General features: G+C 55.1%; 17 protein-coding genes and 1 pseudogene. 4 read left to right on the plus strand and 14 right to left on the minus strand.

Annotation, left to right across the window (positions count from 1 at the left end; translation table 11 throughout):
* Nucleotides 1-12: 12 nt before the first annotated feature.
* From topA to sucC, 4 genes are all read right to left on the minus strand, one after another.
* Nucleotides 13-2,109, minus strand: a complete 2,097-nt coding sequence (topA, locus tag ACESLM_RS20955) for a type I DNA topoisomerase (RefSeq protein WP_372633892.1) — start codon at nucleotides 2,107-2,109, stop codon at nucleotides 13-15.
* Between the two features lie 61 nt (nucleotides 2,110-2,170).
* Entirely contained in the window at nucleotides 2,171-3,364 is a 1,194-nt protein-coding gene (gene dprA / locus ACESLM_RS20960) for a DNA-processing protein DprA (RefSeq protein WP_372633853.1), read from the minus strand.
* 147 nt (nucleotides 3,365-3,511) lie between these two features.
* Nucleotides 3,512-4,438, minus strand: a complete 927-nt coding sequence (sucD, locus tag ACESLM_RS20965) for a succinate--CoA ligase subunit alpha (RefSeq protein WP_372633856.1) — start codon at nucleotides 4,436-4,438, stop codon at nucleotides 3,512-3,514.
* Between the two features lie 32 nt (nucleotides 4,439-4,470).
* Nucleotides 4,471-5,631, minus strand: a complete 1,161-nt coding sequence (gene sucC, locus ACESLM_RS20970) for an ADP-forming succinate--CoA ligase subunit beta (RefSeq protein ID WP_094043349.1) — start codon at nucleotides 5,629-5,631, stop codon at nucleotides 4,471-4,473.
* A 510-nt stretch (nucleotides 5,632-6,141) separates the two neighbouring features.
* On the opposite strand from sucC, the gene ACESLM_RS20975 reads away from it, so the two are divergent.
* Nucleotides 6,142-7,689 (plus strand): YifB family Mg chelatase-like AAA ATPase, encoded by a 1,548-nt coding sequence (locus tag ACESLM_RS20975; protein ID WP_372633859.1) that lies wholly within the window; start codon nucleotides 6,142-6,144, stop codon nucleotides 7,687-7,689.
* Nucleotides 7,690-7,744: 55 nt separating this feature from the next.
* Here ACESLM_RS20975 and ACESLM_RS20980 read toward each other — a convergent pair whose 3' ends face one another.
* The 4 genes from ACESLM_RS20980 to ACESLM_RS20995 all read right to left on the minus strand — a co-directional run bounded on the left by ACESLM_RS20980 (nucleotide 7,745) and on the right by ACESLM_RS20995 (nucleotide 10,723).
* Nucleotides 7,745-8,059 carry a YolD-like family protein gene (locus ACESLM_RS20980; protein ID WP_372633894.1) on the minus strand — a complete coding sequence of 105 codons (315 nt, stop codon included), beginning with the start codon at nucleotides 8,057-8,059 and terminating at the stop codon, nucleotides 7,745-7,747.
* 44 nt (nucleotides 8,060-8,103) lie between these two features.
* Nucleotides 8,104-9,366: a DNA polymerase IV gene (locus tag ACESLM_RS20985; RefSeq protein WP_372633861.1), complete on the minus strand. Its 1,263-nt coding sequence runs from the start codon at nucleotides 9,364-9,366 to the stop codon at nucleotides 8,104-8,106.
* 9 nt (nucleotides 9,367-9,375) lie between these two features.
* Nucleotides 9,376-9,756, minus strand: coding sequence for a YhjD family protein (locus ACESLM_RS20990; protein WP_372633864.1), 381 nt, complete (start codon nucleotides 9,754-9,756; stop codon nucleotides 9,376-9,378).
* A gap of 421 nt (nucleotides 9,757-10,177) precedes the next feature.
* Nucleotides 10,178-10,723 (minus strand): recombinase family protein, encoded by a 546-nt coding sequence (locus tag ACESLM_RS20995; protein ID WP_372633867.1) that lies wholly within the window; start codon nucleotides 10,721-10,723, stop codon nucleotides 10,178-10,180.
* 146 nt (nucleotides 10,724-10,869) lie between these two features.
* On the opposite strand from ACESLM_RS20995, the gene ACESLM_RS21000 reads away from it, so the two are divergent.
* Complete coding sequence (locus tag ACESLM_RS21000; RefSeq protein ID WP_372633870.1) at nucleotides 10,870-12,333, plus strand: SulP family inorganic anion transporter; 1,464 nt, start codon at nucleotides 10,870-10,872, stop codon at nucleotides 12,331-12,333.
* A 25-nt stretch (nucleotides 12,334-12,358) separates the two neighbouring features.
* The gene (locus ACESLM_RS21005) at nucleotides 12,359-12,778 is read left to right on the plus strand and encodes a universal stress protein (RefSeq protein WP_372633873.1); all 420 of its coding nucleotides are present in this window, start codon (nucleotides 12,359-12,361) and stop codon (nucleotides 12,776-12,778) included.
* Between the two features lie 91 nt (nucleotides 12,779-12,869).
* On the opposite strand, the gene ACESLM_RS21010 is transcribed toward ACESLM_RS21005, so the two are convergent.
* The 4 genes from ACESLM_RS21010 to ACESLM_RS21025 all read right to left on the minus strand — a co-directional run bounded on the left by ACESLM_RS21010 (nucleotide 12,870) and on the right by ACESLM_RS21025 (nucleotide 16,111).
* A complete protein-coding gene (locus ACESLM_RS21010; protein ID WP_372633876.1) occupies nucleotides 12,870-13,607 on the minus strand; it encodes a GTP pyrophosphokinase in 738 nt (245 codons plus the stop codon).
* 55 nt (nucleotides 13,608-13,662) lie between these two features.
* Nucleotides 13,663-14,529, minus strand: a complete 867-nt coding sequence (gene hflC / locus ACESLM_RS21015) for a protease modulator HflC (protein WP_372633879.1) — start codon at nucleotides 14,527-14,529, stop codon at nucleotides 13,663-13,665.
* Nucleotides 14,526-15,548 carry an FtsH protease activity modulator HflK gene (hflK, locus tag ACESLM_RS21020; RefSeq protein ID WP_372633881.1) on the minus strand — a complete coding sequence of 341 codons (1,023 nt, stop codon included), beginning with the start codon at nucleotides 15,546-15,548 and terminating at the stop codon, nucleotides 14,526-14,528. Before hflK ends, hflC begins: the two co-directional genes overlap by 4 nt.
* 170 nt (nucleotides 15,549-15,718) lie before the next feature.
* Nucleotides 15,719-16,111 (minus strand): YraN family protein, encoded by a 393-nt coding sequence (locus ACESLM_RS21025; protein ID WP_372633884.1) that lies wholly within the window; start codon nucleotides 16,109-16,111, stop codon nucleotides 15,719-15,721.
* 271 nt (nucleotides 16,112-16,382) lie between these two features.
* On the opposite strand from ACESLM_RS21025, the gene ACESLM_RS21030 reads away from it, so the two are divergent.
* Nucleotides 16,383-17,057, plus strand: coding sequence for a hypothetical protein (locus tag ACESLM_RS21030; protein WP_372633887.1), 675 nt, complete (start codon nucleotides 16,383-16,385; stop codon nucleotides 17,055-17,057).
* 555 nt (nucleotides 17,058-17,612) lie between these two features.
* Here the strand turns inward: ACESLM_RS21030 and ACESLM_RS21035 are convergent.
* On the minus strand, nucleotides 17,613-17,936 hold the full coding sequence (locus tag ACESLM_RS21035) for an EscU/YscU/HrcU family type III secretion system export apparatus switch protein (RefSeq protein WP_372633890.1): 324 nt from the start codon (nucleotides 17,934-17,936) through the stop codon (nucleotides 17,613-17,615).
* Nucleotides 17,933-18,604 (minus strand): annotated as a pseudogene (locus ACESLM_RS21040) (DNA ligase); the annotation flags it as partial. The gene ACESLM_RS21035 and the pseudogene ACESLM_RS21040, both read right to left, overlap by 4 nt.

The raw sequence follows: 18,604 nt of genomic DNA on the forward strand, positions 1-18,604 counted from the left end.
GCCAGCCCGGACTTATTCCGCCGCTTCCTCCGCCTCTTCGGCGGCCTCCGAATGTCCGCATGCCGTACAGTTCAACTGCGTCTCGCCCTTGACCCGCTTCTCGACCATCAGTCCGCCGCAGCTCGGGCAAGGCTTCGCGACCGGCTTATCCCAGGAGACGTAGTCGCAGCCCGGATACAGGTTGCAGCCGTAGAACACGCGCCCCTTCTTGCTCCTCCGCTCGACGATCTGGCCTTCTTTGCATTTCGGGCAGGTTACGCCGGTATCCTTGATGATCGGCTTCGTATTCCGGCAGTTCGGGAAGCCCGAGCACGCCAGAAACTTGCCGAAGCGTCCCATCTTGTACACCATCGGGCTGCCGCACTTGTCGCAAATCTCGTCGGACGGCTCGTCTTTGATCTCGATTTCCTTCATTTCTTCTTCCGCGACCGTGAGCCGCTCTTCGAACGACTTGTAGAACTCCCCGATTACGTTGACCCAGTCCTGCGTGCCTTCCTCGACGTGGTCGAGATCGCCCTCCATATTGGCGGTGAATTCGACGTCGAGAATTTCCGGAAAAAACTCCTCCATCAACTGAATGACGAGCTCCCCGAGCTCGGTCGGGATAAACTTCTTCTCTTCCAGAGCCACGTAGTTGCGCTTCTGAATCGTCTCCAGCGTCGGAGCGTACGTACTCGGGCGGCCGATGCCGAGCTCCTCCAGCGCCCTGACCAGACGCGCCTCCGTAAACCGCGGCGGCGGCTGGGTGAAATGCTGCTTCGGCTCGATGTCCTTGGACTCCGCCTTGTCTCCCTTCGCCAGCGGAGGCAGAAGCCGATCCTCGTCCGTCGTGCCGTCATCGTTGCCTTCAACGTACACTTTCATGAAACCGGGAAACTTCAGCTTCGAGCCGTTGGCCCGGAAGACGACCGGTCCGTTCTCCAGATCGACGGTCATCGTGTCCAGTACGGCCGAAGCCATCTGGCTGGCGACGAAGCGCTCCCAGATCAGCTTATACAGCCGGAACTGATCCTTGGAGGTAAACGCCTTGACCGATTCCGGGTCCCGCAGCACCGACGTCGGGCGAATCGCTTCGTGCGCGTCCTGCGCGGAGGCGTTCTTCTTCGTATACACGCGAGGCGTTTCAGGCAAATACGGGTTGCCGTACTTGCCTCCGATATACTCCTTGGCTTCTTCCTGCGCGACGGGAGAGATACGGGTGGAATCGGTACGCATGTACGTGATGAGACCGACCGTTCCCTCTTTGCCCAGATCGACGCCCTCGTAGAGCTGCTGGGCGATCTGCATCGTCTTGGAGGCGCGGAAGTTCAGCTTGCGCGCGGCCTCCTGCTGCAGCGAGCTCGTGATGAACGGAGGAGACGGGTTGCGCTGCCGCTCCTTCTCCTTCACTTCTCCGACGGTGAACTGCGAGCCGGACAGCAGCGCCAGCACTTCCTTGACCTCGGCTTCGCTGTTCAGCTCCCTTTTCTCTCCGTTAACGGAATGGAACTTCGCCTCGAACGTCGATTTGCCATGGGCCAGATGGGCGGTAATGCTCCAATACTCTTCTGGAACGAACGCGCTGATCTCGTTCTCTCGGTCGTAGATCAGCTTCACAGCGACGGATTGCACGCGGCCCGCGCTGAGCCCCTTCTTGACCTTCTTCCACAGCAGCGGACTGATCTTGTAGCCGACGAGCCGATCGAGCACCCTTCTCGCCTGCTGGGCGTTCACCAAATCCATATCGATCGGTCTGGGCGACTTGAACGCGTCCTTGACCGCTTGCTTCGTAATCTCGTTAAATACGACGCGGCAATCTTCCTTCTCGTCCAGCTCCAAATAGTGGGCCAGATGCCACGCGATCGCTTCGCCCTCTCTGTCGGGGTCGGCCGCGAGATAAACCTTTTTCACTTTTTTTCTGGCATCGCGCAATTCCTTCAGTACGTTGCCTTTGCCGCGGATCGTAATGTACTTCGGCTGAAAGCCGTTCTCCACCTCGACTCCGATCTGGCTCTTCGGCAAATCGCGAATGTGCCCCATGGACGCTTTGACGATAAATTTACTTCCCAAATATTTGCCGATCGTCTTCGCCTTTGCCGGCGATTCGACGATCACGAGCGAGTCCGCCACGTCCATTCCTCCTCTCCTACGGTCGACAAGTCCTCGTGCCTATGTTCTTATGCCTTCATTATTAAAGGACATGATATACGGAACCGGGTTGTTGTTCAATTCGACGCTTTATTTGTAAAGATAGCAGAATGGAGTGTAAATGTCCAAACGTCATCCCGGAAAAGACCGCCAATTCGTCGACGGAGGAGGGCCGATCGAGGATTAGACGGTAGACGAGCAGTTCGTCCGCGCGGAGCTCTTCCTCTTCTCCGCAAGCCCCGGACGCCTCTCCGTTTCCGGTTTTCGGCCTTGCGGCGGGAGGCAGCCGATACTCGTAATATTGAAAAATATCCGAGGCGTCCAGCGCCGGATGCGCCCCTTTGCGATAATATTCGAGCGCGCCCAGGCTGCGCGGGGAAGTTACCTGACCAGGGATGACGAACACGTCTCTGTTATAGCCGCTCGCCAGATCCGCCGTGATGAGCGCTCCGCTCCTGCGGGCGGCTTCCACGACGACGACGCCGTACGAGAGGCCGGCAATGATGCGATTGCGCAGCGGGAACAAACCCGGGTGGAGAATCGTATCCGGGGGACTTTCCGACAGCAGCAGTCCGTGCATGCCCATCTCGCGGTACAGAGCGGCGTTCTCCGGAGGATAGCACCGGTCGACCCCGCCGGCAAGCACCGCTATCGTCCCGCAAGCGCCCGATACGGCGCCTCTGTGAGCCGCCGCGTCTATTCCCTTGGCCAGTCCGCTGACGACCGTCATACGCCCCGCGCAGCCCTCGGCGAACTGCTCCGCGACTTTGCGCCCGTAGCCCGTGGCCAGACGGGTGCCGACGATCGCGATCGCCGGCCGCTGCAGCAGCTCCAATCGCCCCCTGCAGTACAGCACCCAGGGCGGATCGGAGATCTCCCGCAGCAGCGCCGGATACTCGTCGTCCAAATAAGTGACGGCGCCCATTCGTCCCGCCGCATGACGGCTTCGCCTCCGCTCTCTCGCGGCGGGGCGCACGCTCTTCTCCGCGGCCAGCGCCTGCCTTGCGCTCAGCCCCATGTCCCGCCAGTCCCCGGCGAGAAAATCCCCCGTGTGGCGCAAGGAGCCGGGACCTTTCATGACGCCGTACAGGAAGATCGTCGCGATCGTCACCCGTCCGACTCCTTCCGTCTCGTGCAGGGAGATCAGCACTTCTCTCGGCATGCCCGTCTCCCGAGCTTCCGCCAGCGAGACGACTCTGACATTCTCTTTTTTCCCGTTCTCCTCGTTCTCACGCATCCTCCCAGACCCCTCTCAGCCTCGTATACGACAAAAAGCCCTCCACTCCCTCAAAGAGGGGGCGGAAGGCTGCCTGCCTTGCCGATAATGCGCGGACAACCGCTAAGGTCGCCGAGCGAAATGATTCAACTTGCCTTTACTTTACCATTAACCTTTGCACTTTTCCAGCAGGCCTTTGTCCTCGAGCACGGCGACCAGCGTCGCGCCCATGTCGGAAGGCGTCGGAGCGACGCGGATTCCGTTCGCTTCGAGCACGGCGATTTTCTCCGCGGCCGTTCCTTTGCCGCCGGAGATGATCGCGCCCGCATGGCCCATCCGTTTCCCCGGAGGCGCCGTCGCGCCGCCGATAAAGCCGACGACCGGCTTCGTCATGTTCGCCTTGATCCATTCCGCCGCTTCTTCCTCGGCCGTTCCGCCGATTTCGCCGATCATGATGACCGCGTACGTATCCGGGTCTTCGTTGAACAGTTTCAGGATATCGATGAACTCGGAGCCTTTAACCGGGTCTCCGCCGATGCCGACGGCCGACGATTGGCCGATGCCGCGCGTCGTCAGCTGGTGAACCGCCTCGTAAGTGAGCGTTCCCGAACGGGAAACGACGCCTACGTGGCCTTTTTTATGGATATAGCCCGGCATGATGCCGATCTTGATTTCTTCCGGCGTGATGACGCCCGGGCAGTTCGGCCCGATCAGGCGCGTCTTCTTGCCTTCCATGAAGCGCTTGACTTTGACCATGTCCAGCACCGGAATGCCTTCCGTAATGCAGATGACCAGATCCAGCTCGGCGTCGACCGCTTCCATGATGGAATCGGCCGCGAACGGAGGAGCGACGTAGATGACGGATGCCGTCGCGCCCGTAGCCGCTACCGCTTCTTTAACCGTGTTGAAGATCGGCAGCGTTACGTTCGTGCCGTTCTCCAGATCGAAGCCGATCGTTTGGCCGCCTTTGCCCGGCGTCACTCCGCCGACCATCTGCGTGCCGTATTCCAAAGCACCTTTGGCGTGGAAAGATCCCGTTGCGCCCGTAATGCCTTGGGTGATCACCTTGGTGTTCTTATCGATCAAGATACTCATGATTTACACACTCCCCGGTAAGTTCTCCCTTGTCATTTCACGAGCGACACGATTTTTTGCGCGCCGTCCGACATCGAATCCGCGGCCACGATGTTCAGGCCGGATCCGTTCAAAATTTCTTTGCCCAGCTTCACGTTCGTTCCTTCGAGACGCACGACGAGCGGTTTGTCGAGACCGAGCTCGCGAGCGGCCGCGACGACGCCCTCGGCGATGATGTCGCACTTCATGATGCCGCCGAAGATGTTGACGAAGATGCCCTTCACATTCGCGTCGGACAGAATGATCTTGAACGCTTCGGTCACTTTCTCTTTCGTCGCGCCGCCGCCAACGTCCAGGAAGTTGGCCGGAGATCCGCCGAAATATTTGATGATGTCCATCGTCGCCATAGCCAGGCCGGCTCCGTTAACCATGCAGCCGATGTTGCCGTCGAGCGCGATGTAGCTCAAGTCGAATTTGGAAGCTTGGATTTCCTTCTCGTCTTCCTCGTCCAGATCGCGCAGCTCCAAAATGTCCTTGTGACGGAACAGCGCGTTGGAATCGAAGTTCAGCTTGGCGTCGAGCGCCATAACGTCGCCCGAGCCCGTGACGACGAGCGGGTTGATCTCGGCGATGGAGCAATCCTTGTCCACGAACGCGCTGTACAGCGCCAGCATGAACTTGATCGCTTTGTTGACGAGCTCTCCCGGAATTTTAATATCGTAAGCCAGTTGGCGGGCTTGGAACGTGGTCAATCCGACCGCAGGGTCGACGACGACCTTGACGATCTTCTCGGGCGTATTAGCGGCCACTTCTTCGATGTCCATGCCGCCTTCTTCGGAGCCCATTACGACGACGCGGCCGGTTCCCCGGTCGACGACGACGCCGATGTAGTATTCCTTCTTGATGTCGCAGCCTTCCTCGATCAACAGGCGTTTCACTTCTTTGCCTTCCGGTCCGGTCTGGTGCGTGACCAATACTTTGCCGAGCAGCTCTTTCGCGTAGCTAGCGACGTCCTCCAGGCTCTTGGCGATTTTGACGCCGCCGGCTTTGCCGCGTCCGCCCGCGTGAATCTGGGCTTTGACGACGGTGACCGAGCTTCCGAGTTCTTTCGCTGCGCTGACGGCTTCGTCGGCGGTAAACGCCACTTTGCCGCGCGGCACGTTAACGCCATACTGCCTCAAGACTTCCTTGCCTTGATACTCATGAATATTCATGACTCTGGCATCCTCCCGTTGTGCGCTTGTTATCTGGTGCGGCGGACCGCTTCGGCGCGAGGCGCCGGGGCGGGGCCGTCACAGCTTGACCCATGTTAGCGATACGCTCATCGCTAGCAGCCGTTACACATTCCTTTAAGAGGTTGTTCAAAAAGTTCGCTTTTGAACACGTACATGAAGTAAATATGTAACAAAACCTTCATCATTGTATCACTAATTGCCGAATGCTTCCTCATTTTTTCATCAAATTATTAGTCTTCTTTGGCAATGGTTTCATCGAATTTTGATATGGAAACAAGGCGAATGCATCTCTCAATTGTGAAAAGTATGCCGATCGGCTCCCGGTCCCGCTTTATTTTGTCCAATGCAGGAAAACTCATCCGGCGGAGCCCGCCTCAGGATATTGACAGCCGCTTTCCCGGCGTGTATGCTTGTATTAATCGCAATATTCTCGGAGAGGAAGCACCTTTCCCGTCGCCATGATTATGGACGGAGGAGGTGTTTTTTGTTATGTACGCGAAAATGATGAGCGCAAGCGTGCTGGGCATCGAAGGGCGCCTGATCGAGGTCGAGGTGAACATCAGCTCGGGATTGCCTCAAGTGAACGTCGTCGGACTGCCCGATTCGGCGGTGCGGGAGTCGATCGACCGGGTGAGGGCGGCGATCCAGAACGGGGGGATGAAATTTCCGCTGGACCGGGTGACGATCAATCTCGCTCCGGCCGACTTGCGCAAGGAGGGCAGCGCGTTCGACCTGGCCATCGCCGCCGGCATTCTGTGCGCGAGCGGACAGGTCGACCCGGAGCGGCTGGCCGATACGCTGTTTATCGGGGAAATGTCGCTAAGCGGCTCGATCCGCAGCGTTCCCGGCGTGCTGCCGATGACCGAGCTCGCCCGGCGGAGCGGCATTCGCCGGATCGTCGTTCCCCGCTCCGCCATGGCCGAGGCCTCCCTTCTCCCCGGCATCGAAGTGCTGGGCATCTCGTCCCTCTCGGAATGGATCAACGGAGAGGCCGAGGAGGAGCCGGAAGGAGCTCCCGCCGGCTTTGGTCGTAAGCGGCTGCGCAGCTTGAAGCGTCCCGAGGGCGAGCCGGGCGGCGACGTCGACCTCGCCGACGTCGTTGGGCAGGAGCAGGGCAAGCGGGCGCTGCTCGTCGCCGCGAGCGGCATGCACAACCTCGTCTTCGTCGGGCCTCCCGGCACCGGGAAGACGATGCTGTGCCGCAGATTGCCGACGATTCTTCCCGCTCTTAACGACGAGGAGGCGCTGGCCGTGACGAAAATTTTCAGCGTCTGCGGCAAGCTCGGCGGAGAGCGGACCGGACTGATCCGCAGCCGGCCGTTCCGCTCTCCGCATCATACGATCTCGGCCGCGGGTCTGATCGGGGGAGGCTCGATCCCGAAGCCCGGGGAAGTGACGCTGGCCCATCACGGCGTGCTGTTCCTCGACGAGCTGCCCGAATTTTCCAGAACCTGTCTGGAAACGCTGCGCCAGCCGCTCGAGGACCGCGAGGTGACGATCGGACGCGCCAGAGCGGTATGCCGCTTCCCGGCCGGATTCATGCTCGCGGCTTCGATGAATCCGTGCCCCTGCGGAGGAGAACCGAGCGGCAAGCCGTGCGCGTGCTCGCCCGCCGTCATCGCCAGATACCGGTCGCGCATATCGGGACCGCTCGCCGACCGGCTCGATCTTCAGGTCGAGCTTGCGCGGCAGCCGTTGCAGGGCCTCGTCTCCGGCGGCGGCATCTCCTCCGCGCAAGCGCGGGAGATCGTCGCCGGCGCCGCCGCGAGACAGCGCGCCCGTTACGCCAGGCACGGCTTCCAATGGAACAGCCAGCTCCAGGGAAGTCATCTGCGCAAGTACGCCAAGCTCTCCTCGGATGCCGAGGCGCTCCTTCAGCAAGTATACGATCGGCTCGGCTTAAGCTTCCGGGCGCACGACCGCATCCTCCGGATTTCCCGCACGATCGCGGATCTGGCCGACCGGGAGGCGATTCGCGCCGAAGACGTGGCCGAGGCGATCAGCTACCGCTGCCTGGACCGGGGGGTGCTTCTTTAAGTGGTGGAATGGGCGGCCTTCTCGATCGAAGCGTAGAACGACTAACAGACACCTTCTAACACGGGTCGGAATCATTCCATTGTGAACAGGGCTCGACGGCATGTATGATATCGGCCATTCGGAAACGATCTCCCCCGACTTGAAACCAGCCTGCAGCGGGGTCGATTTTCTCCACAATTCCGATTACGATTAGCACTTCCTGAGGATCGTATAATCGTACTTCTGCCGGGGTCGAGGACCGGAGTGAGTGTTGCACAATCCCTATCATACGTTCCAACTCGTTGTCATCTAATTCCGGCCGCCTTCCCTGAAAATGGTCTTCCCGCTTATTGCGCAACAGGATCTGGTCTTTGTGCTCGGGGAGCATCATTCGACTCGACTCCCAAAGTCCGTTGCCTTCGAGTTTTCTTCTAATCACAAATAATGTCCTCCTATCTTTCCGGCCCGATCTACAGCTTGCCCTGCATCTGTCTTCGACACAGCTCGCATAATCACAGCGTTGCCGTACTTTTGTTTCAACGCATCCGTTGCCCTCTCCAGTGCCCGATATTTTTCTCTGTTGTCGAATAAAGAAACTTGATACTGATCGCCATTCGATAACTGAGATAGGCTCACTCCTAGCTTTCGAACCGGATATCTCCCCCAGTGTTCATTAAATAACCTTACAACTGCATCATAGACCTGATTTGTAACATTTGTAGGATCTGGCATTTTTGATTGACGATGGAACCCAGTGGGCTTGTCGTAATCCGCCCCCATTGCTCCCACAGAGACAACACCGCCCATTACCCCCATGCCTCGGCAGCGTTGACAAACCAATTCGGATAATTCCAGAAGGATAACCTTGATCTCCTCGAGCTTGTAATAGTCTCTGGGCAGTGTCATTTGATGCCCGACCTGTTTCGGTGGTTCCTCATGAGTATACGGGGCAACAGGGCTGTCATCTATTCCGTTGGCTATCCTGTAGTACATCTCAGCATTAATATCGCTATTACGGCCAAACTTCTGACGCATGATTTGCTTAAGCTTAGCGAGTGGAGTCTGCGCCACGTGGCCGATCGTCGGCATTCCCATAGTAATGAAATGTGCAGTCATACGACTACCTGCCATGAACATTTTATCTACAGGCAGTGGCCAGAGCTTCTCCGACAGATCGGTTTTACGGAGCGCAAATAAACCAAGATCGTTTTTCTTTGCCCATAGGTCACAAGCCATTTTGGCTGTTACTTTGGAATAGCTAATGCCTAAACGCGTATAGATTCCTGTCTCTTTACGAACCTTGTCTTGAATGGACTGAGCAATTTGCAGAGGAGTGCCGAAGAGGCTTTGGCTTCCCGTCACATCAATAAACTGCTCATCAATACTGTAGGGTTCAACAAGGTCTGAAAAGGATCGGTAAATTGCAGTGATTTGCATGGACACATCAATGTAATGCTGCATTCGGGGACGCATAATTACGATTTCGGGGCATTTTGCAAGGGCTGTACGAAGCGTCTCTGCTGTTGTAATGCCTTTTGCCTTTGCGAGCGGGCAAGCGGCAAGGATGATTCCCGATCTTCTTTCAGGGTCTCCTGCTACAACTAGAGGTTTATCCTTCAAATGCGGGTTTGACGCCTTCTCGACAGAAGCATAAAAGCTCTGGCAATCGGCCAGCATCACGATTCTCTCTGGCTTCATAACCTCACCCTATTGTGTCAGTTTAATTCCTGTGTATTGGCTGGCTTTGCTTAAAACTTCTGTTCGAATGAGACTCCACAATAACGAGATGCTGTGATGGTAGCCACGGCACAGATATGCGGCGTCTACTCCCAGTTTTGAATTCGTATTCCCAATGATCTTGATACCGGATTGTCTCATTTTAAGCTTAATGTCGGAATGTTCAGCAAGGATATCATCCCTTACTTTCCTAAGTGCGTTGATTAATATCAGATCTGTTCTCAACCCATACTTCTTAATTGCAGAGATATCCTCATCAATGTAATTCAACATGATGGGGATAACAATAAAGTCAAGAACCAGTCGCTGCTCATCTTGTGTCACGTTTGCCGGAAATTTTCGTACACTCATGCTGTCCTCCTCACCGGCTGTATGGCCAGAATTCGATTAATTTTTAATGAGCGGGGGGCGCGCTTCCCGAAATCGTAGGCCAGAACATTTTCATTTGTTACCTTCCAGACGCTTATGGTTCGCTGTGTAATAGCACCCTTTGCATCTTGATAAATGATTTGCACGATCCAACCAACGTACTTTTCGGACATGCTAACCACCCCGCAATCGAACGTTTGTTCTCAATATACTACGAACAATTGTTCCCCTTCAAGTGGAAAAATATACAGCTACGAAAATTGGGTTGTAATTAAGTCCCCGCAATCCAAATAAAACCAGCGACGCCCTGGATTCCAAAAAATAAAATCCTAGACTGCCGCTGATTTATGAATGAATAGTTATTTTGTTGACCTGGATATGCACTCTCCAGAAAGCTTGAAAATCAATTCTCCAAATAACGGTATAATGTCGATTTGCTGATTCCGGTTTCTTCTTTAATTTGAGCAAGACTGAACTGCTGGGATTGATACATTTTGATCGCGCGTTTCACGTTCTCATCCGGTTTACGAGGGCGTCCCGGCGAAATTCCCTTTTGTTTAGCTTCATACATCCCTTTCTTAGTGTTCTCGCTTATGACATCAGTTTGAAAATCCAATAAGCAATTTACAAAATCTTGAAAAGAATGAACCGATGATGAAGGATTCGTATTTATTTTTTCACTGACAGAATAAAGGTAGGCTTGCTTTTCAACGAATTGTTTCAATAGCTCAGCTAGATGTCTTGTAGAATCCGCTAACGCAAACAGTTTCGCAACCACGACCGTATCCCCTGGCTGCAACTTGTTCATCATCTTATTCAACGACTCTCTTTTTTTAGGAGAGGAGTGCGCTTCCGTAATGTAGCAATCACACTGTTGTTCCTTTAATATCTCCAACTGGTTACGGCAAGTTAAATCATCTAAATAGGGTCTCATATAGCCCAATATCATGAAATTTCCTCCTAAATCAAATAAAAACAAAGACCAAAATAGTTCCATTTTGGGAACCGTCATGATAAAATGGGTTAGCCGAAATACGGATCCTGACTTTTATGAGAGTTAAAAGTCAACACAAAAATAACTAGGAGTGGTAGGAATTGACCTCAAGAATTAGAGCAGAATGGTTTTCCAATATCAAAGGAGACGTTTTAGCCGGAATCGTCGTTGCTTTGGCGCTTATTCCAGAAGCAATCGCCTTTGCGATCATTGCCGGCGTCGACCCGATGGTCGGTTTATACGCATCCTTCTGTATTGCTGTAATAATCGCTTTTGTAGGCGGTCGTCCAGGCATGATTTCTGCGGCTACCGGTGCAATGGCTTTGCTAATGGTCCCGCTGGTCAAAGAGCATGGGTTGCAGTATTTATTTGCAGCGACAGTACTCACTGGAATCATACAGCTTCTGATGGGGGTATTCAAGGTTGCAAAGCTCATGAAATTTATCCCTAGAGCTGTCATGATCGGATTCGTAAATGCTTTGGCCATTTTGATCTTCATGGCGCAGATTACTCATTTTGTCGGAATCTCGACAATGACTTACGTTTTCGTTGCGATTACTCTAATTATTGTATACGTACTGCCTCGGTTTTTCAAAGCCGTTCCAGCCCCATTAATCGCTATTGTTATGCTCACTGTTGCCGCGATATGGGGTGGATTGGATTTGCGCACTGTTGGCGATCTCGGAGAAATTACTCAAACCTTGCCATCGTTCTTTATCCCGGACATCCCGTTTAATTTCGAAACGCTGGCAATCATTCTGCCTTATTCTTTTGCTTTGGCGATCGTCGGATTATTGGAGTCCTTGCTGACTTCATCGATTGTGGACGATATGACAGGAACGGAGAGCAATAAGAACAAAGAGTCGAGAGGGCAAGGTATCGCAAACATCGTCACGGGCTTCTTTGGGGGGATGGCTGGATGCGCCATGATCGGCCAATCGGTCATCAATGTCAAATCAGGCGGACGCGGCAGATTATCCACATTGGTTGCCGGATTATTCCTCATCTTTCTGATTATCGTATTGGGTGAGTGGGTAGTCCAAATCCCGATGCCTGTGCTCGCAGGAATTATGATCATGGTGTCGATCGGTACATTCGATTGGTCCTCTTTCTCCTATTTGCGCAAAGCACCCAAGACGGACGGTCTTGTCATGCTAGCAACTGTAGTTATCGTCGTCTTGACGCACGATCTATCCAAAGGGGTTATCGCCGGAGTCATCCTTAGCGCGATCTTCTTTGTGGCTAAAATCTCGTCTTTAGAGATCAAAAAGCGATCGATCGGAAAAGTGATCACGTACGAGGTTTCGGGACAACTTTTTTTTGCATCCACGGAGCAATTCATACGAGCTTTTGATTATACGATTACGGATTCCACCGTCGCAATCGACTTTTCTAACGCCCATATATGGGATGATTCCGGAGTAGGAGCGGTAGATCGTGTGGTCATTAAATATCGTGAAAACAATAATGATGTCACAATTAAAGGGTTAAATGCATCCAGCAAAAAAATCATAGAAAAGTTAGCTATTCACAATGATGCGAATGCGCAGGTTAAAACTCATTAATTCATTTGATGAAGGAGGAGAGCGCATGTACCAAAGAATTTTATTGGCGGCAGACGGTTCAAAAAACTCTATTCGGGCAGCACAGCATGCCGCGAACATTGCCTCGTTAATCACAGGATCTGTCATTGAAGTGCTTTTTGTAGCGGATTTTTCCAAAATCAAAGGCGAAGTTCTTCATTCTCAAAATCATGAAGAAATCGAACTAAAAAGAAATCAAAAGTTGTTGCCCGTTAAGGAGCTGCTTTCCGTTAAACAAGTGAGGTATGAAGTCAAAATTATTGTCGGAGATCCCGGACCGTCCATCGTGGAATACGCAAATAATGAAAAAGTCGATTTGGTCGTTATCGGAAGCCGTGGATTAAATGCCTTGCAAGAATTTGTTCTTGGAAGCGTAAGCCATAAAGTGGTCAAAAGAGTGCAATGTCCGGTTATCGTGGTGAAATAACAGATGGGCGTATTACCGGGAATGGTCGGAATCGATTGAAAGGGAATGCCGCGCGGCATTCCCTTTCACATTCATATTGTATTTGCGTATACTATTCGTTGCCTTGCACGCCGTCGATCAATTGGAGGAACGCCGCCGGAATCGGATATTCCTGATCGCGGATGATGATTCGCTTGGCGCCGCCCGGAGGGGCGTTTTCCATCCGGTTCTCCTTGATCTCGAGCACTTCGTTGTGGAGCCGTTCCATCTGCTTGTCGAGAGCCGCGGCGGAATCCGCCGCTTCCTTAAGCTCGCGAAGAAGTCCCGAAGGCACGGACTCGTTGTACTTGTAAAAAATTTTGTGCTCGAGGCTCGCCCAGAAGTCCATCGCGATCGTGCGAATCTGCACCTCGACGCATACCTGCTCCTGACGGTCGGACATATATACCGGCACCTCGACGATCAGATGCAGGCTCTGGTAGCCGTTCGGCTTCGGATTGCGAATATAGTCCTTCGTCTCGACGATGTTCAGATCGCTCTGATTTTTAAGCATATCGGAGATCCGGTAAATGTCGGAGACGAACGAACACGTGATTCTCAGTCCGGCGATGTCCTTGATGTTGCTGCGAATGCTCGGAAAGGAGATATCGCAGCCCTTCCGGTACATTTTGTTCAGGATGCTCTCCGGGGACTTGAGCCGCGATTTCGTATGCTCGATCGGATTGTAGTCGTGCAGGAAATGAAACTCTTCCTTCAAAATCTCGATCTTCGTCTCAAGAGAGTCCAGCGCGAATTTGTACATCATCAGAAAGCGGGTAATCTCGTCCTTGAACCGCTTGAACTGCTCCATCGGTAACGGTAAATTAGTCAGAATGGTTCACCTTCTGCGTCAGGTCAAGCAATCGTTACTTGCCCAGTAGGATGCGAGTGTACGGCGAATCGATCGGCAGCAGGATGACCGGCTCGTTGTTCAGCGTCGTCACGTAGCTCTGCAAAGTCCGGTAGAAGCTGTAAAACTCGGGATCTTTGCCGTAAGCCTGGTTGTAGATTTGCGCGGCTTCCTGTTCCCCTTGCGCGATAATCTTCTTGGCGTCCGCTTCGGCTTGGGCCAACAGCTCGGTCGCCGTGCGGTCGGCCTTCGACGTGACTTTCCGGGACTCTTCGTCGCCCTCGGACAAATAACGGGCGGCGATCGCCTGACGGTCGGAGATCATCCGGTTATAGACGCTCTCCTTGTTGCTCTCCGGCAGGTCCGTCCGCTTGATGCGCACGTCGACGATCTCGATGCCGTAGTTGTCGCGAATGATCGCGTCGGATACGTCCTTCGTGATGTCGTCGTTAATGTTGCCGCGCGCCGTATTCTCGCTAATTATATTATCATAGTTGACCTCGGAAAGCTTGCGCCGGACGGAATTGTATACCGCCTCGTCGATCCGCTGGATGCCTCCGCCGACCGTCTGTACGGTTTTCAGGAAGTTTTGCGGATTGCTGATTCTCCATACGGTGTAGTTGTCGACGATAATCGGCTTCTTGTCCTTCGTCAGAATCGAGGTCGGATTGCTCTCGTACGTCATTTGGTATTTCGGGAGCACGGAGACGCTCTCGATAAAAGGAATTTTCACATACAGGCCCGGACTGCTCTCGACCCGCACGGCCTCGCCGAACTTCAGCACGACCTTGTACTCCCCTTCTTTGACGACGAACAGGGAACCGCCGAGCAAAATCAAGGCGAGGACGATCGATCCGAGCCAGATTGCAAGCTTTCTATTCATGGCGACGTCCCCCCTTGCTGTTGCGTGCCGGCAGAGCTCGAAGCGGAGCCGGAGCCCCGAACCAGCTCGTTAAGCGGCAAATATTTGACCGTATCGCCTGCCGCGGAATCGGAGATGATGATCTTCGCGTTCGGCAAGATTTTCTCCAGCGTCTCCATAAGCAGACGGCTTTCGGTAATGCCTTTGTTTTTCGTGTATTCCGCGTAGATCGCGTTGAACTGGGCGACGTCCCCTTGCGCGTTCAAAATCCGCGACTTCTTCAAAGCTTCGGCGTTTTCCAGCAACGCCTGGGCCTCGCCGCGGGCTTTCGGAATTTTGTCGTTCTCGTATTTGGCCGCGTTGTTGATCTTCGTGTTCTTCTCCTCGCGGGCGTTCGTGACCGCACGGAAAGCTTCCTCTACTTGGCCGCTAGGAGGCTCGATGTCCTGGAACTTGATGTCGATGATCTGGATGCCGGTGTGGTATTTGTTTTGCAGCTCCAGCAGCTTCTCCCGCACTTTGTCCTGAATGACCGTCTTTCCGTCCGTAATCGCGTAATCGAGCTTCTCCGAGCCGATGACGGAACGAATGGAGGAACTGGCCGCGTTGCGCAAAAACTGCTCCGGATCGCTGATATTGTACAAATAATCGCGGACATTGCTGATTTTCCACTGGACGACGGCGTCCGCGGATACGATGTTCTCGTCTCCGGTAATCATCATCGCCTCTTCCTCTACCGGCGTCGAGACGTCTCCGTTTACGCGATAGCCGATATGGATGCGCTGCGTCAGCTCGGCAGGCACGATAACGACCTTCTGAATCGGATAAGGCCACTTGAAGTGCAGCCCCGCCGTCGACTCTCCCGTATACTTGCCGAAAGTCAGTATCGCGGCCCGTTCCTGCTCCTGCACCGTGTAGAAGCAAGAAGACCCGACCACTACGGCGATTAGCGCAACCGCGCCGATAATGATCTTCTTCAGCATTCCCGGCGGCAAGTTCAGCGGATTGTCTTGCCGTTTCGGTATTTTCACCAGTTCCATGCGGCTTTGTGCCTCCTCGTCAGTTTTCGAAAGTGTCTCTATTTGTTACGTATCAAGCGGGCTTTGCGTTTCAACTCATTTTCCGATCGGGGTTCAGGGAGAAACCGAAGCGGAGCCCGAAGGTCGAAAAAAACCGCCTCTAAGGGCGGCCCGCAGCGGCGTCGCAAACGTCAAAACGCGTTCGGAACGTGCCGGACGGCCGCCGCGTCTCCGTCTCCCCGCAAGGTAACGGCAACGACGTCGAACCGTACGGAATCCGCTGCGGCGCCAGTCGTTCTCAGATAGATCGCGGCCAATTCGCGCACCTGGCGGCACTTGCGCGGCGTGATCGCTTCGACCGCTTCGCCGAACCGGGAAGGGCTCGTCCGCGAGCGAACTTCCACGAAGACGAGGATATCCCCGTCCCGCGCGATCAGGTCCAGCTCTCCGGAACGGCAGCGCCAATTGCGCCGCTCCACGACAAGCCCGGCTTCGGCAAGATATGCCGCTGCAGCTTCCTCGCCTGCCCGGCCGACGGCTGCCTTCGAGCTTTTCTCCGGCCGTGCGCCGATTGTCTCCCTCATCGCAACCTCCTCCTCCGATTAAAACGATTAGCTGAAGAAAAAACCGCTCTTCGGAAAATGGAGGCGCGACCAGGCGCGACCAACCATTGCAAAAGAAGCGGTTTCCTTGTTCGTTAGATTCAATATAACACGGATCGGCTCGGGGCGCCAACGGACGGAGCCTCGGAGCAAATCGGCCGGCGCCGGCGCCTCGACCCTCCGCGGACGAAAGAAACTTTTCCAAAAGATCAATCGTCAATTGAATAACAAACCAGAAAGAGGTTGATCCTCCATGAAAACCCTATCCAAAATCGCCGTATGTACGACTCTCGGCGTCGCCGTCGCCATCGGCTCCGCTTATGCGGGAACGAAACTGAATTTGCTGATCAACGGACAAGCCTTTGCGCCGACGTACCTGGACCTGGAAATCAAAGACGGCAAAGCGCTTGTTCCGATCGATCGGCTTGCCGAATTGTTTAAGGGCAGCGCGGTTTATGACGCGGATAAAAACGAGGTTCGGGTCACGCTTCCGGACTCGGCCCAGCAAGCGGTTCAGATCGGCCAGCTGGAGCGGGCGCTGGCCCCCGCCGCCGCCAAAGAAGCGTTGGATATTTGGGTCAAAGGCATTCAGACGCGCAACGGAGCGCTGCAATTCGCCGTTTTCTCCTCCGAGCTGCGGACCGCAACTAAGAAGGAATTCGAAGAGAACTATTGGACGACGGGCGGCTCCAGTCCGCATATGACCGAGATCGAAAAGCTGAAGACCACCGTCGTGAATAAAACGACGACGCGGTTTTCGTTCGATTACGGCCTCGCGTCCTCTAATTGGCAAGGCAAGGGATCGGCGATCGTCACGGTGCGGAAAACGATCTCCGAGGGCAGGGAAGGCTGGTTTATTACCAATATCAAGATGAAGGATCCCGGCGATACAGGGCTCACGATCGGCGTCGAACCGATAAAGAAGTAGGGACAAATCTTTTGCGCCGGACGGGCGAAGAGCCGCTCCCCGAGTCAGGGCGGCGGCAGTCGACTTCCTCCTTGCCGTGCAAGCCGTAAAAAAGATACCGCTCTTCGGAAAATGGAAAGGCGCTGGGTCTGCACGGATTCGTCGGCTTACGAGAGGCATCGATTACGGGGCTGGCGCACAGAAATAACGGGCCAGCTACCCGTTCTGGAAGTCGGCGAATGCGTCCGAACCGCCATTTCCGGCACCCTCCGCAGGTGCTGCCTAGCTTCGACCCCTTCGGGCAAGCGTACACGCCTTGTAGTTTTTATTTAAGCAGGATTTCCGCTTTAATTTCGCTGCCGCAACTTTTCGAGCCGATTTAAAGCGGATTTCCCGCTCTATTTCCGAAATTTTCCCGTTTAGGAAAAATTAAAGCGGGATTTCCGTTCTAAAAGATGCGTATCTTCCCCATTCGACAAAATTAGCGCGGATTTTCCGCCCAAAATTGTTCCGTCATTCCCCTCCAAAAAAACCCGTTATTCGCGGCTTCGGCAAACCCTTATATGGGGTCCCGGCTTAAGATTGCGTTCGGCTCCCGCCCTTGGCGTTCAGTCCCGCCCGGCGATCGGAGCGGTACACGAAGCTGAGCACCTCGGCGACCAGCTTGTACAGCTCGGGCGGGATTTCCTGGTTCAAATCGAGCTTGGAGAGCACCTCCACGAGAGAGGAATCCTCCTGCAGCGGAACTCCGTTCTCCTGCGCCCGCTTCATGATCTCTTCCGCGATCGCGCCCTGGCCTTTGGCGACGACGATCGGGGCCGAGCCTTTCTCGGGCTCGTATTTCAGCGCGACCGCTTTTTTCGGAACGAATCTTTTGTTGCCCTGCCCCGCCTCGTTCATGCTCTGTAGTCGACTCCCTTGTACGGTTTGGCGGCATAGGCGCCCGCGGCGACGGCTTTATGCGCGTGGTCGGCCGATTGGAGCGAAGCGAGCGAGCCGGGCTTCCACTGCGGCAGCGGCAACGCGGTCAGCGACAGCAGTTGGAAGCCGGCCGACGACATCCCTTCCGTCAATTCCTCCCGCGCGCCTTCGATCAGCTCCGCCATGCCCGGAAAGTCGCTCAGCAGCTTCAAGGACACGATCCGGTCGACGACCTGCACGTCGACGACGGTGTCTCCGAGATGACGCATGCGCAGGTCGAACAGCAAATGGCAGTTATCGACGTCCCATTCTCCCCGCCGACCGCGCCTTGTCTGCACGTGAACGGTCGCGGTCGTATCGCCGTTCTCTCCGCGCATCGGAACGAACAGCGTCATATGGCTGAGCGGCGCCGCCATCCCCCGGTCCGAGGAGAGCAGCAGCTGCTGGCCGGTCACCTGGCTCGCCAGCGTCTGAGCCGCCTCGCGCAGCGCCGGAGGCACGTCGTCCCGCGCCGCAAGGGCGAGCAGCGCGCCCTTGAGCGTCTCCGCGGCCGGCCGCGCCTCCTGCCCGGGGGCGTCCGCTCCCGGCAGCGTCCCGGCCGCGGCCGGGGTAGGCCCGGCGGCCGGCAGGCCGCCAGGCCATCGCGC

The sequence above is a fragment of the Cohnella sp. genome (genome assembly GCF_041641335.1).
Taxonomy (GTDB): domain Bacteria; phylum Bacillota; class Bacilli; order Paenibacillales; family Paenibacillaceae; genus Cohnella.